The sequence below is a fragment of the Ruminococcus gauvreauii genome, from assembly GCF_025151995.1.
GTDB lineage: Bacteria > Bacillota > Clostridia > Lachnospirales > Lachnospiraceae > Ruminococcus_G > Ruminococcus_G gauvreauii.
Window position 1 is genome coordinate 1,243,727 of sequence record NZ_CP102290.1, and the last position, 16,878, is coordinate 1,260,604.

A 16,878-nucleotide genomic window follows, 5' to 3' on the forward strand; every position below is an offset into this window, starting at 1 on the left:
TCAGCTGCGGGAGAAGAACCTCACAAGAATCATCCCTGCGTTATGCCGTCACCGAAGCTCCCCTGCGTTTCTTAGGCGCCTTCTTCGGTGCTGGCAGAGACGGCTCCCCTCTGGTAATAATAGGCTCCCCTTTCCCCTCTACCGCATCTTTCGTTATAATACATTTCCGTATCGTGTTGTCCGACGGTGTCTGATACATCAGATCCATCATTGTATTTTCCATAATGGAGCGCAGACCTCTGGCCCCGGTCTTCCGTTCCATTGCTTTCAATGCAATCGTCTCGAGTGCATTTTCATCGAAATCCAGCTCGACTCCATCCATCTCAAACAGTTTCTCATACTGTTTGACAAGAGAGTTTTTAGGCTCTTTCAGAATGCGTACCAATGCTTTTTCATCCAGCGCGTCCAGTGTGACGACAACCGGCACACGTCCGATGAATTCCGGAATCAGACCGAACTTTATGAAGTCCTGCGGCATTACCTGCTGCAGCACCTCTCCGATGCTTTTCTTCTTTTCGCTCGCGATTTCCGAGTTGAATCCAATGGATTTTGTATCCTGACGTGTTTCTATGATCTTATCCAGTCCTTCAAAGGCGCCACCGCAGATAAACAGAATATTCGTCGTATCAATTTGAATAAACTCCTGATGCGGATGTTTTCTGCCTCCCTGAGGCGGAACACTGGCTACTGTTCCTTCCAGAATTTTAAGAAGAGCCTGCTGTACACCTTCACCCGATACGTCTCTGGTGATGGAAGCATTTTCAGATTTTCTTGTGATCTTGTCGATCTCGTCAATATATATAATACCATGCTGTGCGCGCTCAATATCGTAGTCCGCCGCCTGTATGATCTTCAGAAGAATGTTTTCCACATCCTCCCCGACATAACCTGCCTCCGTGAGTGTCGTCGCATCAGCGATGGCAAACGGAACATTCAAAAGCCTTGCAAGTGTCTGCGCAAGCAATGTCTTGCCGGATCCCGTTGGTCCCAGCATCAGGATATTGCTTTTCTGCAGTTCGATATCTGCACTGCTGTCCGCCAGCACTCTCTTGTAGTGATTATATACAGCGACCGAAAGTACTTTTTTCGCCTGTTCCTGGCCGATCACATAGTCGTCCAGAATCTCTTTCATTTCCTGCGGTTTCAGCAGATTGACGCCGTCATAGCCTTCAGCCTCATCCTGCTCCAGCTCCTCATCCATAATTTCCGCGCAGATTTCAATGCACTCATCACAGATATAAGCGCCGTCCGGGCCTGCAATCAGCTTCTTCACCTGGTCTTCTGATTTACCGCAAAAGGAACATCTGATTTTACTTTCTCCTTTAACTGCCATACGTTCTATCCTTTCCAAAACCCATGTTTGGGCAAATGCCACATAAGACCCCCGCCGGGCAAGCAGGAGTCTTATACAATTTCATACCTTATCTGTTCGCGATCACTCCGTCAATCAGGCCATATGCTTTTGCTTCCTCGGCAGACATATAATTGTCTCTTTCCGTGTCCGCTGCAATCACCTCAATCGGCTGCCCCGTGTTCTGCGCCAGGATGGCATTTAATTTACTGCGTGTTTTTAAAATGTGTTCTGCCACGATATTAATCTCGGTTGCCTGTCCCTGAGCACCGCCGGAAGGCTGGTGAATCATGATCTCTGCATTCGGAAGCGCAAAACGTTTTCCTTTTGTGCCGCCCGAAAGCAGAAATGCTCCCATGCTCGCAGCCATTCCGATACAGATTGTAGAAACATCACTCTTGATATACTGCATCGTGTCATAAATAGCCATACCCGCCGTTACAGATCCTCCCGGGCTGTTGATATACAGCTGGACGTCCTTACCCGGGTCTTCAGACTCCAGGAACAGGAGCTGTGCCACTACAAGGCTGGCTGTAACATCATTAACCTCTTCTCCGAGAAAAATGATCCTGTCTTTCAGCAGGCGGGAATAGATATCGTAATTCCGTTCACCGCGGCTGGTTTGTTCAATGACATAAGGTACTAAACTCATTCTACACTCTCCTTAACCGAAAAAGATATTAGACTTCTTTTGCTGCCTCAGCGATCAGTGTAACCGCCTCCTGGACAGCCATATCTTTCTTCATCTGCTCTTTTTCATAATCGCCCATCAGCTCTTTTAACTTGTCTGCTTCCATCTTGTACATCTCTGCCATTTTAGCGATTTCTTCATCAAGTCTCTCATCAGCGATCTGAATATTTTCAGCTTCAGCTATTTTTTCAAGAACCAGTCTGCTCTGGATACGCTGCATAGCCTGAGGTTTCATCTGCTCCCTCATCATATCCGGTGTCGAGCCCGTGATCTGCACGTACTGTTCCATGGAAAGTCCCTGAGACTGCATTCTTCTTGCAAAATCATCAATCATCTGATTGACCTGATTTTCAAGCATCGGCTCCGGTATCTCCATCTGAGCATTTTCGACTGCCTTTTCTACAGCAGCGTCTTCTTTTGCACGTTTTGCATCTTCTGCTTTTTTCTTAGTGAGATTTTCTTTGATGTCAGCTTTGTATTCTTCCAGTGTATCAAATTCAGAAACATCTTTGGCGAAATCATCATCCAGTTCCGGAAGCTCTTTCATTTCGATTTTGTTTACCTTGCATTTAAACACTGCAGGTTTTCCTGCGAGTTCTTCCGCCTGATACTCTTCCGGGAACGTTACGTTGACCTCAACCGGTTCACCGATTTTGGCGCCGATAAGCTGTTCTTCAAAACCGGGAATAAATGAATTGGATCCGATCACCAGCGGATAGTCATCGCCTTTTCCTCCGGCGAATGCCTCTCCGTCCACAAATCCTTCAAAATCCAGTTTTACAGTATCGCCGTTTTCTACGGCTCTGTCGTCTACGTCTACAATGCGGGAATTAGCTTCCTGCTCTTTTTTCAGCTCTGCTGCAATATCCTCCTCGGAAACTTCCAGTTCTGCTTTCGGAACTTCAAGGCCTTTATATTCCCCAAGGGTTACTTCCGGCTTCACTGCAACTTCAGCAGTAAACACGAACGGTTTTCCGCTTTCCAGCTGTACCACATCGATGGAAGGCTGGGATACGATGTCCAGTCCGCTCTCGTCAACTGCTTTGGAATATGCTTCCGGAATCAGCGCATTGGCGGCATCCTCATAAAAGATACCTACGCCATACATTTTCTCAACCATCGCACGCGGAGCCTTTCCTTTGCGGAAGCCCGGCATGTTGATTTTGCTCTTCTGTTTCAGGTATGCTCCCTGAATTGCTTTTTCAAGTTCTTCTGCTGACACCTCGATTGTCAGTTTTGCCATATTTTTCTCTAAATTTTCAACCTGTACGCTCATTTTGCTGCTTCCTCCTCGTTCTCTATATGAAAAATGTCTTCACTTCTCCATACTTACAGTCATTTTTGTAGTATAGCATAAGACCCGAAAAAATTCCAGTACTTTTTGCAAATCTTGAGCGTACCGCTCAAAAATCCAAGTTACCACGATCAATGGCCGTAAACAATCGATGTTTTGATCTTATCCGCAGTCTCTTTATTCACAAGGATGGCGATCAGTTCCAGACCAAATGCAATAGCGGTTCCAACACCGCGGCTGGTGGTAATGTTTCCGTCTGTCACAACACGTTCTTCGGTCGTATGCGCCCCGTCCAGTCCGCCTTCACATCCCGGATAACAGGTAGCTTTCTTTCCTTTGAGCAGTCCAAGACCACCAAATACCGTAGGCGCAGCACAGATCGCAGCCAGCCTGCCGCCTTCTGAATTCCATTTAAGTAATAACTCTGCCAGCGGCTTGTGCGCTCCAAGATTTGTCGTCCCCGGCTGTCCTCCCGGCAGAACTAGCATATCCGCATCAGATACATTCACATCTTCAAATAATCTATCGGCCTTCACGGTGATTCCGTTCGTCCCCGTGACTTCTTGACGCCCCATAATGGAGGTCATTACAACTTCAATTTCTGCTCTTCTTAAAAGATCTACCACAGTAAGGCCTTCCACTTCTTCAAATCCATCTGCTAAAAACATATATACTTTTGCCATGTTCACTCCTCCAATTCCATTTTTGTTTCGTTTTAAAACCAACGGTATCATTATATCAGAACTGTGGCGACAAGTCCACTTTCTGTAAAACAAAAAAGAATCCCGGAAGCAGGATTCTCATTGTTCTACAAGTGAATTAATTCTGTTCATGATTCTTTTTCTTATCACTTCCTTATATTTAAGAAACATCCATTCCTCTGCGGGGCTGATGTCCAATGCATTTTCGGCCTTTCTGCCGACGGACAGACCCGTGAATATCAGCGCCTTTGTGTGTGAATGCAGCAGGGGCGGCCTGTTTTTCCTGCATCCTGATCGTTTTTCAGATATCCCGGCCATAAAATCCCCCCTTCTCCTGTTTATCATAACAAAACGCCGGGCAAGATAGCAACGTTTCGTTGCTTTTTTATTTCATTTTTCTCATTGTTGTATTCATTTGGTTGCTATCTCTGAATTCCAAACTTCACTTTGCTATAATAGCCAAAAGACAGGGAGGTATTATATGCAGCCGGAATTATTACAACATAATTTGAAGACACTTCGCAAAGCTCATGGTTATACACAGGCTGATATGGGCAGAAAACTGAATATCCAGCGACAGTCTTATGCCAATTATGAAAACGGTAACCGCATACCCAGTATCGATATGCTTTCTAAAATTGCAGCAATTTTCAAAGTTACTGTTGATTATCTGCTTCATGATATCACCGCTGCTGCCGGCGGCACTGCAGACCCGGACTTTTATTCGATTACGGACCTCATCACGGACTATCTCTCCCTGCCTGAATCGTCCCAAAAAGAAATCCGTCAATTTATAGCTTTTAAGAAAGCAATGCCAGACTGATCTGTTATCAGCTCCATTATATCACTGTTTATTTGCTTTTGCAATGTTTAACATTGCATGTTCTTAGCTTTTTTCATATTTCAGGTTAAATGTGGTATACTACTGGAAAAGGAGGTCCGCCGCATGGAAATTGAACGTAAATTTTTAATCCGGTCTCTGCCGGAAAATCTGCTGGAATATCAGGCACTGAGAATTGAACAGGCTTACCTTTGTACCGACCCTGTCGTCAGGGTTCGCCGACAGAATGATGAATACATTCTTACTTATAAATCAAAGGGCTTTCTGTCACGTGAAGAATATAACCTGCCCCTGACAGAAGAATCCTATCTGCATCTGAGAAAAAAGGCCGACGGCATCATACTTTCCAAGACACGCTACGTGATTCCACTCTCCGACGATTTGAAAATCGAGCTTGATATGTTTGATTTTCCTTACGAGACACTACGGCTTGCAGAGGTGGAATTCCCCACAGAAGAAGCCGCAGCCGCATTCACACCCCCCGACTGGTTCGGCGAGGATGTCACACATTCCCCACGCTATCAGAACAGCACTCTGAGTCTGTTTGACGCTACTTAGACGAATCAGGCATGGCAGCATATTGTTTTTACCGGTTTTGCCATGCCTGATTTGTTTTTTTTAATCTTTTTCCTGTTGTATGCAAATTATTTATTTGCATTTGCAGCTTATCTGTTTGTTTTCATTCCTTTTCAAATGTCTACACTATAAGTATAGATTGCAGGAAAGGGGATTTGACAACATGGATTACAAACGAATGAATGAACTGCGCCTATTGGGTCTTACCATTGCCTATTACCGAAAACTGAGGGGAATGACTCAGCTGGAACTTGCGGAAGCCGTGAATATCAGCAGAACACATATGAGCAACATTGAGGCGCCCAACGAAAAAACATCCATTTCATTAAATAAGCTGTTCGATATCGCTGAAACACTCGAGGTCCCCATGAAGGATTTATTCGATTTTCGCGGCAATGCTTAAAAAACAATATCAAAAACCCAGAATAAAAGCATGACAAAACCGCCTCCTCCACGGTATTTGCCATGCTTTATTTATCTTATACGGCTTTCCTCTTGCCTTATGCACATTTTTACTTTGCATTCTCTCCCTTTGGCTTTGTTTTCATTCCCCTTTAAAAGTCTACACTATAGGTATAGATTGCAGGAAAGGGGACTTGACAACATGGACTACAAACGAATGAACGAACTTCGCCTGTTAGGACTGACCATAGCCTACTACCGAAAGGTAAGAGGCATGACTCAGATGGAGCTGGCTGAAGCCGTACATATCAGCAAAACGCATATGAGCAACATCGAAGCTCCAAACGGAAAAACTTCTATTTCCTTAAATAAGCTGTTCGATATTGCCGAAGCACTCGATGTCTCCATGAAGGATTTATTTGATTTCCGCGACAACGCATTATAATCCTTTTGCTTTTCTGACACAGGCTTTCATGGCCTCGATCACAGAACTTCTGAAACCCTGCTTCTCCAGGACGCGCACTGCCTCGATGGTCGTTCCTCCTGGGGAGCAGACCATATCTTTTAACTCACCCGGATGTTTCCCCGTCTCCAGCATCAGTTTTGCACTGCCGAGCACTGACTGCGCTGCAAATTCATACGCCTGTGCCCTCGGCATTCCATCAGCTACTGCGGCATCTGCCATAGCCTCAATAAACATGAATACATACGCCGGCGAACTGCCGCTCACCGATACAACCACATCCATCAGATTTTCAGGGACCACCTCTGCCTTACCGAAACTTTTGAGAATCTTCAGCACGGTTTCCATCTCCTGATCCGCCACATTCTGGTTTCTGCACACCCCTGTCATTCCCTCGCCGACAAGTGCAGGCGTGTTTGGCATGGTCCGCACGATTTTGCGTTTTTCACCCAGACGTTCTCCGATCCAGTCCAGTGTTTTCCCTGGTGCGATGGAAACTATGATCTGCCTGTCACTGAGTGCATCTTTAATCTCTGCAAGTACATCCTCATAATACTGCGGTTTTACCGCGAGAAATAAAATATCGGCAAACCCCACCGCAGTACAGTTATCTGCAGTACCCAGTACCCCCTTCTCCTGCTTTGCCTTCATGATGGCCTGCTCATTTTTATCTGACACCATGATCTCATCCGGCGTCACCATCCGGCAGTTTAAAATGCCGTTCATAATTGCAGAACCCATATTTCCACATCCGATAAAGCCCAGTTTCATAATTTTCTCCTCCATTTTTATCTATTCAATATGGTTCACTTTTGTTTCATTTTACTCGCATTCCGGTTATGAAACAAGATGAATTTTCAAACCCCACTCACCTTTTGAGGTTTTTTATAATATATTATATCATTAGAATTATGTTGGAGGTATGTTATGAAAAAGTGGCTGATCGCCTGTGTCACAGTCCTGCTGCTGTGCGGTGTGTTCCTGTCCGGCTGCAGCAAGGATGAGACCCTTACCAGGGTTACGCTGAATGAAGTAGCGCATTCTATCTTCTATGCTCCCCAGTATGTTGCCATAGAAAATGGTTACTTCGCAGAGGAGGGCCTCGACCTGGAACTCGTCACCGGATATGGTGCGGACAAAACAATGGCTGCTGTCCTCTCCGGTGAAGCTGATATTGGTTTCATGGGCGCCGAAGCATCTATCTACACTTCCCTGGAAGGTGCGAAAGACCCTGTTGTCAATTTCGCACAGCTTACACAGCGTGCCGGAAATTTCCTAGTCGCCCGGGAGCCGATGGATGATTTCAAATGGTCGGATCTGAAAGGCCATGATATACTGGGAGGAAGAAAAGGCGGAATGCCGCAGATGGTCTTCGAGTACATCCTGAAGCAGAACGGTCTGGACCCGGAAAAAGATATGAATATCGATCAGAGTATTGATTTCGGCTCCACAGCAGCTGCTTTTTCAGGCGGGCAGGCTGATTTTACCGTTGAGTTCGAGCCGGGTGCAACTCTGTTGGAGCAGGAAGGTGCCGGATACGTCGTCGCTTCCCTGGGAGTTGATTCCGGTTATGTTCCCTATACAGCCTACAGTACAAAAGGCAGTTATATGGAAAAGCACCCGGACATCATCCAGAAGTTTACGAATGCCATGCAGCGGGGTATGGATTATGTAAACTCTCATTCCGCCGAAGAAATTGCCGGAGTCATTCAGCCGCAGTTCGAAGAGACAGACCTTGATACATTGACTACTATCGTAAAACGCTATAATGATCAGGAAACCTGGAAAGACAATCTTATTTTTGAAGAAAAGAGCTTTGAGCTTCTGCAGGATATTCTCGAAACTGCGGGAGAGCTCGACAGCCGCACGTCTTATGGCGATCTGGTTACTACAGTTTATGCCGAGAAAGCTGCCGAGTAAGCGGCGTTGCAATCCGCCGGAAAACCCCGCTGTCAGTCTCGGGTTTTTCCGGCGATCTCTTTCCCGGGGAAATTCAGAACAGGCTTTCGTCATTGTTCAATTTTCTGGTACAATATTCATCCAGCGCGCCACCTCCGACAGCGTCCCCAGCTTTGCATCGATCAGGTCATCCACCGGCGATGAATCGGTGAGCAGATCCGGGATCATTACCACCTTCATACCGGCGTCATGCGCAGACCGGATACCGTTATATGAATCTTCCAGTGCGAGCGCCTTATCAGGCGGTACCTCAAGAGCCGCACATGCTTTCAGGTAGATCTCGGGTGACGGCTTTGCCTCTGCCACCATCCCCCCGGTAATCACAGCCTGAAAATCCTCCAGAATCCCGGCGCCTTTCAGATTTTTCAGCGTGCGGTCGTGGCTGGAAGAGGTCGCCACTGCGCGTTTTATGTTCTCCTCCTTCAAAAACCTGAGCAGTTCATAAAGCCCCTCTTTCACCGACAGTCCGTTCTCATCCACGTATGCCTGGAAAACTTTGCGGTACTCCTCACAAAACTGTGCAAACGGAAACCCGTCTCCAAAACACGATTTGAAATATGCTTCCCGCTTTACGACGTTCAGACCCATTGTGTGATAAATGTGATGCCCCAGTTTTCCGTATCCCATTTTCTCACCGACAATGTCCCACGAATACTGCACAATCCGTTCGCTGTCAAACATGATCCCGTCCATATCAAATACAACCGCATCTATTCTTCTGCCTTTCATCCGCATCCCCTTTTTCTGTGATCATTCATTAAGAAAAGAACCCCGCACAGCGGGATTCTCTCTGCTGCCGCCTGCCCCTGCAGAAACGGCCGTTATTTAGTCAGCGCAGGATACCCTGCAAAAACAGTGCAAACACCAGGACAGGCAGCACATAGGTCACATATCCCCTCAGCCAGCCCGGGACCGACAGTCCGCTTCCCTGGTTTGCCTCAGCCTGATAATTCTTGAATCCCCATCCCCACTTCCAGGTACAGAACACAAGATAAACCAGAGACCCCAGCGGGAGAAGCACATTGCTGACGATGAAATCCTCCAGGTCTAAGATCGCGCTGCCCTCTCCAAGCGGCTGAATCCCGCTCAGCACATTGTATCCAAGCGCACACGGCAGCGAAAGAAGAATGATCAGAACCAGATTAATTGCTGCTACCTTTCTTCTGTCAATATTCCACATTTCCATGCAGCAGGCTATGATATTCTCAAATACAGCGATGACTGTTGAGAACGCCGCGAACGACATAAACAGAAAGAACAGTGTTCCCCAGATTCTTCCGCCCGGCATCTCAAGAAATACATTCGGCAGCGTGATGAAGATCAGGCTCGGTCCGCTGTCTGGGCTGACCCCAAATGCAAAACACGCCGGAAAGATAATCAGCCCTGCAACGATTGCCACAAAAGTGTCCAGAACTGCAACATTGACCGCCTCGCCCAGCAGACGCTTATCCTTGCCAAGATAACTTCCGAAAATCGCCATTGCGCCGATTCCAAGGCTCAGCGTAAAAAACGACTGGTTCATGGCTGCCACTATGACGCTGAAAAGCCCGAGAAGCAAATTCCCCTCTCCGATCGCCCTCACCTTTTCAAGATCCGGGAGCAGATAGAAACGAAGTCCGTCCAGTCCTCCGTCCAGCGTGAGTCCGCGAAAAGCAAGCACGACCATCAGAGTGAGGAGCCCGATCATCATAATCTTCGTGATGCGTTCTACACCATTTTGAAGCCCGAAAGAACAGACCACGATCCCAAGCACGACAACGATCACCATCCATATGATGTTCGTGGAGGGGCTTGCCAGCATGTCATTAAACACACTCCCGACCTGCTCTGACGAAACCCCCGAAAATTTCCCCGTCAAAAATCCATAAAAGTAATACAGCATCCACCCGGCAACCGTTGTGTAAAACATCATCAGTCCGTAATTTCCAAGCAGTGCAACATAGCCGTGAAGATGCCATTTCTGGCCCGGCTTCTCCAGCGCCTGATACGCCCTCACCGGACTTTTCTTGCTGGCACGGCCGACGGCAAATTCCATGCTCAGAATCGGCACCCCCATAATTACCAGAAACAAAAGATAGAACAAGACAAAGATTCCGCCTCCGTTTTGCCCTACCACATACGGAAATCTCCAGACATTTCCGATACCGATCGCACACCCTGCCGACAGCAGCAAAAATCCCAGCCGCGACTTAAACTGTTCTCTCCCATTCACTATGAAGTTCCTCCCTACGTTTGATCTTTTTATTGTAACAAAAACCCAATTCTTTATCAAACACAAAGATTAACGTTTTAAAGTACCAAAGTACTGCACAGTTACAACAGTCCCTCTTCGGTGATCCGACTCAAATTTCAGTCTAGCTTTGTGAAGCCTTGCGATCTCATGACACAGCGAAACTCCGAAACCATTACCCTCAACTTCACCCTTTCCAAGCCTGAGGTCCCGGTTCAGAGCCGCCAGTTTCCTGCTGTCTATGGGAGGTCCGTCATTCTTCACGATGATTCTGTGTTCCTCCAGTATAAGTTCGGCCTGTGTTCCTGCCCTTACCGCATTGGAGAGCAGATTGTCCATCAGACACAGAAGCAGTGTTTTGTCCCCTGTAACCGTATCCGTCCTGCAGTTCATTCTGACTGCGGGATACTTCCTTTTCAGTTCTGACAAAAGCTCCTCCGCCAAAACAGACTCTGTCTTAATCTCCCCTTCTCTCACACTGCCCATGATCAGCAGCTTGTCCACGATATCTCTCAGGTTTCTGGCATCATGTTCGATCTGTCCCCCTGCGAAGAAGATATCCTCCTCATTCAGCTTTCCTGCTTTCAAATACTGCGCATAACCCTGTATGCTGGTGAGGGGTGTCCGCAGTTCATGCGCAATGTTATTCACCGGCCGGTATATTCTTCGCATTGTTGTATATAAAAATATACCGGTTCCGGCAGAAAGTAACAGTGCCCCCAGAACATAACTCCAGCTCCGGAATATCTGGTTTCTGCAGAATTCTGTGATATCCCTCAGTGACAAAATGTGAAGATTTATTTCATTGTCATACACAGTGTCTTCAATTCCCAGATAATAGCGTCCCTCAGTTTTTTGCTGCCAGACTCGTGTCTCACCCGTAAATTCCATCTGGAACGGTAGCATACTGATGACTTCCGGTCCCTCCTCCAAATCCTGTCCTCTGATCTGTATATATGTACCATTTTCCCGGTATTTGATACCCATCTGGGCAATTCGCCCTGCCCCCGCCTCAAAACCGGACAGTGCAGCGGCTGTCGCACCTATATTAAGCGCCTCCATCACGGCGCTGTCGGCCTCTCTTTGAAATTCGTTTCTGTGAACAGCTGCCACCAGAAAAAAGGTCCCTGCATTGATGATTAATACAAACAATATGAAGGTCACCATAAAATTCTTCTTCCATATCTGCATGATCAAACCTCCAGACGGTAGCCGTATTTAAAAACCGTCCGTATCACATCCTCCAGATGCAGTTTTTTACGCAGTCTTTGTATGTGCACATCCACAGTCCGTTCTTCCCCTTCATAATCCATACCCCATGCTATCTCCAGAAGCCGTTCTCTGGACAAAGCAATATTTTGATTTTGAACAAGCGTTTTCAGCAGCTCAAATTCCCGGCTGGTCAATTCTTCTTTCTCACCCATAACAGCAACTGTACGGGTCTGTACATTGATTTCCACATCCCCGATCCGGTACTCCACGGTTTCTCTGTGAAAACGCCTGAGTACAACCTGTACTCTCGCCAGAAGTTCTTCGACATCAAAGGGCTTCACAATATAGTCCTGCGCACCGCTGTAAAGTCCTTTTACCTTGTCCTGAACGTCCCCGCGTGCAGTCACGTAGATGACCGGCAGCTTCTCAAACTGCCGGATCAGCCCGAATCCGCTTCCATCCGGCAGATTGATATCCAGAAGCACAAGATCTACCGCGTGCTGTTCAACAAGCTTCAGAGCCTCCTGGCCCGTAAATGCCTGGAAGCTCCTGTGGCCTACCATTTCGAGTGTTCTTCTCATCAGCTCATTGATTCCCGGTTCATCTTCCACGATCAGTATTTCAGCCAAACCTTGCTCCCCCGTCTCCTTTATTCACTTGGGATGATCCGAAGTCTCATACGCCCGCTCCTGAATCTCCATCAGCTGTTCCACACTCAGATCCTTCACCTGTGCTGATGCAGCATCCAGATCACCCGCTTCACACACTTCATCGATGACAGCCTGGGCACTTTCGGCCTCAAACGCATAGATATCTCCGATGTCAGCTGCCAGCTCCTGCATGGTTTTTTCACCTTCTGTACTCTTTGCATTCAGTGCATACTCATAGTCAAATGCCTCTCTGCTGACTTCCCTAAGTGTGACTGTGTCATAATTCAATCCATACTGCTCACAGACCTGCTGCAGAATGTCCGCATCCACAAACTCTGAATCCTTATACAGAGAATCCCGGCCCGGGGCCGTCCAGACGATCTGCCCCTCCAGGTCGTCCTCAAGTTCCTGCTGTGACTGCGCAAGTATTTCGTCCTGCGCGCTATGCTGCGCAAATGCCAGAATCCCTCCGGTCGTCAGCGTTATGGCAAATGCCGTCACTGCCGATAGCACGATTATCCTGTTTGCTCTCATCGTTCCCTTTCTCATACTTAAAACCTCCTTGCCTTCGTTGTAAGCTCATTATAGGAGGCAGTTGTTTCGGAGTTGTAACATCACTCCCAAAATCATAAAAGATTTTACACCGGCAGACTGTCCCGCACGCACAGCGCCCCATATCCAACCTGCGGATTCGGAAAGCTCTCAAATCCCGGCAGTTCCTTCGCACCTCTGATCAGGTATGCCTTGACCTTTTCGCTGTATAGATAGGGATCATTTCTCCGCACGATTCCCTCTTGTGTCAAATAGTTGCAAAAAAGTTTTTGAAGATTTTTTAATGAATTTATGGGGATTGTTGGCTATTAACAGCTCAGATACGATAGAATGAGTTAAGTTATTGCTAACAAGACAGTTATATTTTATTAAATAGATGCAAAAATCCAAATAGATTCTCAAGCGCCTTAAACACTTATGTACTACTCCTTATTCTCAAATAATATTCGCTCTAATATTTCCAGCATTTCATCCATTTCAATATATGCTTGAATATCATTCCTTTTATAAGTCTTTATTTTTTCCCGCAGTCGTTTTTTCTTTTCCATCAAACTCATAAGTTGCCATACCTCTCGTATTGGCCGTATAGGAAACTTAAAAACTTCTTCTACCATATATCGTCCTACATCTGTTTTTCCATGTATTTCTCCATTTTCACATCTTTCTATATGATTGTCATAATCATTTGATACAGGATCGACAATTCCCTTATTATCGCTAAATTGAACCTGTGAATCTTTTGATGGCCATTTGTCTGATTTCTTACGGTTACAGACATAACAGGAATATACTAAATTTCTATAATCATTCTTTTTCTCTTTTGCGTATTTTACTGGTATAAAATGATCAATTTCAAATGCATTTTTAGTTATCGATTCTGTTTTACCACAATAGCCACATATATGTTGAAAATCTTCTCTTAACTCTGGTAAATAGTCATGATAATCTGACCGCAAATCTATCTCTAATCTACGCTCAAGCATTTTCTCTCCATGTATTCTCACATCTATTCCTCCCCAGTATTTAACAGAAGATCCAATTTTTTCAAAACTGCATCAATCTGTCCACTTAAACTGGATGTTAACATTTCCGTCGGAATATCATCAACTTCATTATATGACTTTAAAATACGATAAATATCCATCAATTCCTCTTCATCTTCTACGTTTATCTTTTTTTCTTGCTTCTGTTTCAAAAATGCTTCATACTTTTTTCTATATTTATCCATTGTATTATCGAATACTTCTGTAATTTGCTTTAACTGATTACAAAAATCATGAAACGCCTCTTCATTGCTATCCATAACACTTCTGTCCATGATACAATTTTGAACCACAAGTTTTTCTTCTATAGAGTCTTCTGCATAACTTGTAAGTATTAAATATGGAAATCCTTGTAATGCATCATTCAAGTAAGAGGCTAATTCCGTGCCATTAAAATCATATTTTACAGACAACTGGTAATCTATCAAAAGACACTTAATATGTTCTCGAACAATCCAATCTTTAATATCTTCCATATTCCCTTCTGGCGCTACTATAAGTGTTATATTATTTCTTCGCAAACGTTTTATATAATCATCTAATAATTCTTCTGTATCATCCACAATTCCGATTCTATACATTTTTCACCACTCCCATCTTTTTTAAAAAAAGAGAAATATAATATCCTGTTTCCGCTGTAATATTCTTTGACAAATCAATTTTCCCTTTATAGTCTTGTATCGTATTATTCACAATCCACAGTCCCATTCCTGTTCCTACCTTCTGTCCCGATAAATCTCTTTTATCTGTTTCAAACACCTTTAATGTTTTATTGGGATCTTTTTTATACATTGGATCCAAACCAACACCCGTATCAGAATAGTCTATCCGAATATATTCCCCTTCTTCTTTAATATCAATATAAATTTTTTTATCCTTTGTTCTTTTCTTATCAAATGAAGCCGTACTGTTCGTAACCAAATTATTAATAATTGTATCCATTTCATACGGAAAACACTTCAGATAAATATCTTTCCGATTCTCACCTTGAAAAACAACTTCAATATGTTTTGTTTTTAAAGTTTTATTCCAAGAATCAACTGCTGAAGAAATCAACGGAATTAAATTTGTCTTTCGTCGTTTTCTCTTATCTTTTTTCACTGCATCTATTGTCACTTGAAACCATGAATTAAACGCTTCTCTAATCTCATTTGCTTGATCAATATACTTACCTGCATCTTCCATATCTTTATCTTTTTCCAGAGCATCTTTAGCCATAATAATTTTCATACTCAAGCGATGAGACAACGTCTTAAATTCATGTATGTACGTATTAGTAACAATACCTGTTGTTGCCAATATACGTAACATTTTTATTTCATTTTCTAATTCCTCTATCTGATCGTCCTTCGCATCTAATACAATTTTAGCAGCCTGTGGATCAATCCCATTCTCTGATAAAGATTTGTCATTATTCTCTTCTTCTGAATTCTTGGCACCTACTGGTTCTTTCTCTTTCCCTTGCTCTTTTTTCTGTGCTGCTGCTTTACGATTAATCTCATCTTGAATTGACTCTGCCGGATGCATCCGTACATAGTATTCATTTAGGATTCTAGAAACATATTGCCTATCTTTTTCCAATACTTCGAGAATGCCTTTAATGAATTCCTGTAATAAATGAAATTCTGGAGTTTCTACAATTCCTTCTCTATTAGATTGATCTGGCAAAGCTACATTCATCCTAGAAATAAATATAGACCCCAACATCTGATCCGCATTCACACGCCAAGTACCTTTGCTAGCAACACCTGCCGGAGATGCAGCCTTACGCCTTGCTAATTGCAGCCAATCATACGCTGAGGTTTTAGGATCTCCATATGGGCGTACTCTAAAATTATCTCTATATATTTTAATTCCGCCAAAAGTATCTCGTACATCAATTCGGCCTATAATATCTTTTTGAAAAAATCTCTCTTGATCTTTAGAATTCATAGTTTGCTTTGCAAAATATAATACTCCATTAAAAGCTCCTGTGTTTTGGCGCACAACCTTATTAGTTCCAGCCAAAATCTCATCAAACAGATATGTTTGCTCTATCGGTGTGCCATGAAAATATTTCTTTTCTTCGTATAAGCCAACTTCTTTTAATATAGTATCCTCATTATCACCAAAATCATACTCTGTTCTCCAAAGTTTCACTTTAACTTTGCTCTTTTCTTCCATCACATCAAGAACTTCAAACTCAATTTTATAATCATATGAAAATGCTTCCCAATCGCTAAGTACTTCTGCACTTTCTATAGTATCTTGATTATTAAAACAATATATTTTGTATATCGAAGCCAGTTCATAAGGTATCAATGAAGCAAGATTTTCACGTATTCGGTGGAGTAATTCTTCTCCCCAAACTTCCCTCAATGCCGTAAGTTTGAAAATCGTTCCTTTTTTACCCCATTGTTCTTTTACTAACTTTATAACCTGCTGGTTTGTGCATTCTGATAAGAAATCATCAAATGATATACTTGTTTCTTCTAATTCAGCACCAATCTCTGTAATAGTTCTTCCTGGCGAAAAAGTACTCCAATCAACAAACCATAGTAATTTCCCCTTATCTGTTCCTGTAAGCATCTGGCACTTATCTGCAATACGATCTAACGCAAAACGTCCAATTCCTTTTTCCCCAGTTTGTATTCGTCCTTTATTTGAGACAAATGTACTTCTTTTCGATGAACGCCCTATTGTCATCCAGTGGGTATGTATAACATCTTCCGTCATTCCTACTCCATTATCTGCAAGAAATAGCACATCCTTTTTTTCGTCATAATACAAAATACAACATGTAGCATCCGCATCATATGTATTTTTTATCAATTCAATTACTGCACCTTCTAGTCTTGATACATTCTCTCTACCAATTAATCGCGCAGTATACGCATCTACGTTAAAAGGTATTTTTGCCATTTTCGTGCCTCC

General features: G+C 44.1%; 20 protein-coding genes. 5 read left to right on the forward strand and 15 right to left on the reverse strand.

Annotated features, from left to right (window positions below):
- Positions 1–40 precede the first annotated feature (40 nt).
- From clpX to NQ502_RS06070, 5 genes are all read right to left on the reverse strand, one after another.
- Complete coding sequence (gene clpX, locus NQ502_RS06050) at positions 41–1,333, reverse strand: ATP-dependent Clp protease ATP-binding subunit ClpX (RefSeq protein WP_028530487.1); 1,293 nt, start codon at positions 1,331–1,333, stop codon at positions 41–43.
- 88 nt (positions 1,334–1,421) lie between these two features.
- On the reverse strand, positions 1,422–2,003 hold the full coding sequence (gene clpP, locus NQ502_RS06055) for an ATP-dependent Clp endopeptidase proteolytic subunit ClpP (RefSeq protein ID WP_028530486.1): 582 nt from the start codon (positions 2,001–2,003) through the stop codon (positions 1,422–1,424).
- A 28-nt stretch (positions 2,004–2,031) separates the two neighbouring features.
- Positions 2,032–3,318 carry a trigger factor gene (gene tig, locus NQ502_RS06060; protein WP_028530485.1) on the reverse strand — a complete coding sequence of 429 codons (1,287 nt, stop codon included), beginning with the start codon at positions 3,316–3,318 and terminating at the stop codon, positions 2,032–2,034.
- Between the two features lie 149 nt (positions 3,319–3,467).
- On the reverse strand, positions 3,468–4,019 hold the full coding sequence (locus tag NQ502_RS06065) for a DJ-1 family glyoxalase III (RefSeq protein ID WP_028530484.1): 552 nt from the start codon (positions 4,017–4,019) through the stop codon (positions 3,468–3,470).
- Between the two features lie 117 nt (positions 4,020–4,136).
- On the reverse strand, positions 4,137–4,355 hold the full coding sequence (locus NQ502_RS06070; protein ID WP_028530483.1) for a hypothetical protein: 219 nt from the start codon (positions 4,353–4,355) through the stop codon (positions 4,137–4,139).
- A 163-nt stretch (positions 4,356–4,518) separates the two neighbouring features.
- Between NQ502_RS06070 and NQ502_RS06075 the strand changes: the two genes are divergently transcribed.
- The 4 genes from NQ502_RS06075 to NQ502_RS06090 all read left to right on the forward strand — a co-directional run bounded on the left by NQ502_RS06075 (position 4,519) and on the right by NQ502_RS06090 (position 6,301).
- Positions 4,519–4,860 carry a helix-turn-helix transcriptional regulator gene (locus tag NQ502_RS06075; RefSeq protein ID WP_028530482.1) on the forward strand — a complete coding sequence of 114 codons (342 nt, stop codon included), beginning with the start codon at positions 4,519–4,521 and terminating at the stop codon, positions 4,858–4,860.
- 123 nt (positions 4,861–4,983) lie between these two features.
- Complete coding sequence (locus tag NQ502_RS06080; protein ID WP_028530481.1) at positions 4,984–5,436, forward strand: CYTH domain-containing protein; 453 nt, start codon at positions 4,984–4,986, stop codon at positions 5,434–5,436.
- Positions 5,437–5,617: 181 nt separating this feature from the next.
- Positions 5,618–5,857 carry a helix-turn-helix transcriptional regulator gene (locus NQ502_RS06085; protein WP_028530480.1) on the forward strand — a complete coding sequence of 80 codons (240 nt, stop codon included), beginning with the start codon at positions 5,618–5,620 and terminating at the stop codon, positions 5,855–5,857.
- Between the two features lie 201 nt (positions 5,858–6,058).
- Positions 6,059–6,301: a helix-turn-helix domain-containing protein gene (locus tag NQ502_RS06090; protein ID WP_028530479.1), complete on the forward strand. Its 243-nt coding sequence runs from the start codon at positions 6,059–6,061 to the stop codon at positions 6,299–6,301.
- On the opposite strand, the gene proC is transcribed toward NQ502_RS06090, so the two are convergent.
- Entirely contained in the window at positions 6,296–7,090 is a 795-nt protein-coding gene (gene proC / locus NQ502_RS06095; protein ID WP_028530478.1) for a pyrroline-5-carboxylate reductase, read from the reverse strand. The genes NQ502_RS06090 and proC overlap by 6 nt on opposite strands.
- Positions 7,091–7,246: 156 nt before the next feature.
- Between proC and NQ502_RS06100 the strand changes: the two genes are divergently transcribed.
- Complete coding sequence (locus NQ502_RS06100) at positions 7,247–8,239, forward strand: ABC transporter substrate-binding protein (protein ID WP_028530477.1); 993 nt, start codon at positions 7,247–7,249, stop codon at positions 8,237–8,239.
- A gap of 96 nt (positions 8,240–8,335) precedes the next feature.
- Here the strand turns inward: NQ502_RS06100 and NQ502_RS06105 are convergent, their stop codons facing one another.
- From NQ502_RS06105 to NQ502_RS06145, 9 genes are all read right to left on the reverse strand, one after another.
- Positions 8,336–9,007: an HAD family hydrolase gene (locus NQ502_RS06105; protein ID WP_044983696.1), complete on the reverse strand. Its 672-nt coding sequence runs from the start codon at positions 9,005–9,007 to the stop codon at positions 8,336–8,338.
- A gap of 100 nt (positions 9,008–9,107) precedes the next feature.
- Positions 9,108–10,490, reverse strand: coding sequence for a sodium-dependent transporter (locus NQ502_RS06110; protein WP_044983694.1), 1,383 nt, complete (start codon positions 10,488–10,490; stop codon positions 9,108–9,110).
- Positions 10,491–10,559: 69 nt separating this feature from the next.
- The gene (locus tag NQ502_RS06115; protein ID WP_028530474.1) at positions 10,560–11,699 is read right to left on the reverse strand and encodes a sensor histidine kinase; all 1,140 of its coding nucleotides are present in this window, start codon (positions 11,697–11,699) and stop codon (positions 10,560–10,562) included.
- A 2-nt stretch (positions 11,700–11,701) separates the two neighbouring features.
- Positions 11,702–12,349: a response regulator transcription factor gene (locus NQ502_RS06120; RefSeq protein ID WP_028530473.1), complete on the reverse strand. Its 648-nt coding sequence runs from the start codon at positions 12,347–12,349 to the stop codon at positions 11,702–11,704.
- Positions 12,350–12,373: 24 nt separating this feature from the next.
- Entirely contained in the window at positions 12,374–12,919 is a 546-nt protein-coding gene (locus NQ502_RS06125) for a hypothetical protein (protein ID WP_028530472.1), read from the reverse strand.
- An 89-nt stretch (positions 12,920–13,008) separates the two neighbouring features.
- On the reverse strand, positions 13,009–13,155 hold the full coding sequence (locus NQ502_RS06130) for a hypothetical protein (RefSeq protein WP_169579938.1): 147 nt from the start codon (positions 13,153–13,155) through the stop codon (positions 13,009–13,011).
- A gap of 189 nt (positions 13,156–13,344) precedes the next feature.
- Positions 13,345–13,926: an HNH endonuclease signature motif containing protein gene (locus NQ502_RS06135; protein WP_028530471.1), complete on the reverse strand. Its 582-nt coding sequence runs from the start codon at positions 13,924–13,926 to the stop codon at positions 13,345–13,347.
- Positions 13,927–13,928: 2 nt separating this feature from the next.
- Complete coding sequence (locus NQ502_RS06140) at positions 13,929–14,546, reverse strand: response regulator (protein WP_028530470.1); 618 nt, start codon at positions 14,544–14,546, stop codon at positions 13,929–13,931.
- The gene (locus tag NQ502_RS06145; RefSeq protein ID WP_028530469.1) at positions 14,539–16,866 is read right to left on the reverse strand and encodes an ATP-binding protein; all 2,328 of its coding nucleotides are present in this window, start codon (positions 16,864–16,866) and stop codon (positions 14,539–14,541) included. Before NQ502_RS06145 ends, NQ502_RS06140 begins: the two co-directional genes overlap by 8 nt.
- Positions 16,867–16,878 lie beyond the last annotated feature (12 nt).